The organism is Geomicrobium sp. JCM 19055 (assembly GCF_000698185.1).
GTDB lineage: Bacteria > Bacillota > Bacilli > Bacillales > Marinococcaceae > Geomicrobium_A > Geomicrobium_A sediminis.
The window spans coordinates 1-806 of the sequence record NZ_BAXL01000046.1; the positions used below are offsets into that span (position 1 = coordinate 1).

Annotated in this window: 2 protein-coding genes; both read left to right on the forward strand. The window is 60.4% G+C overall.

What is annotated here, in order from left to right; all coding sequences use genetic code 11:
• Nucleotides 1-307 (forward strand): hypothetical protein (locus tag JCM19055_RS30840; RefSeq protein ID WP_265182478.1); only part of this gene is annotated, 307 nt, incomplete at its 5' end.
• Nucleotides 286-806: hypothetical protein (locus tag JCM19055_RS30845; RefSeq protein ID WP_265182479.1), on the forward strand; the 521-nt coding region annotated here is incomplete at its 3' end. The genes JCM19055_RS30840 and JCM19055_RS30845, both read left to right, overlap by 22 nt.

The window sequence follows — 806 nt, forward strand, 5'->3', positions numbered from 1 at the left end:
GCTTCCGGTAATGCCAGTAGCCCCTATTGGTCCAGTGATTCCGATACTGCCCGTAGCGCCAGTAGTTCCAGTACTTCCGGTATTACCCGTGGCACCAATAGTTCCGGTGGCACCAGTGCTGCCTGTAACCCCAGCAGGTCCAGTGATTCCGGTACTGCCCGTGACGCCAGTCGATCCGGTTGCACCTGTACCGCCAGTAGCGCCAGTAGGTCCAGCGATTCCGGTACTGCCCGTAGTTCCAGTTGGTCCGATGGTTCCCGTACCGCCCGAGGGGCCGGTAGTCCAGTGTTTCCGGTATTGCCAGTAGCGCCAGTAGTTCCGGTGATTCCGGTACTACCGGTGGCACCAATAGGTCCAGTGCTTCCGGTAGGTCCAGTGCTCCCGATACCGCCTGTGGCACCAGTTGGTCCAGCGATTCCAGTACTGCCCGTTGCGCCAGTAGGTCCGGTGGCACCTGTACCGCCAGTAGCCCCAGTGGTTCCGGTGCTCCCAGCAATGCCTGTAGTACCAGTACTTCCGGTACTGCCAGTGATCCCCGTTGGCCCGGTTGATCCGGTGCTCCCTGTATTGCCAGTAGTTCCAGTGCTTCCGGTACTGCCCGTAGTTCCAGTAGGTCCGATTATACCCGTACCGCCCGTGGTGCCGGTCGGTCCAGTGTTTCCGGTATTGCCTGTATCGCCAGTAGTTCCAGTGATTCCGGTACTGCCTGTGGCGCCAGTAGGTCCGGTGATTCCGGTACTGCCTGTGGCGCCAGTCGTTCCTGTAGCACCGGTACTGCCCGTGGCACCGGTAGGCCCAGTGATACC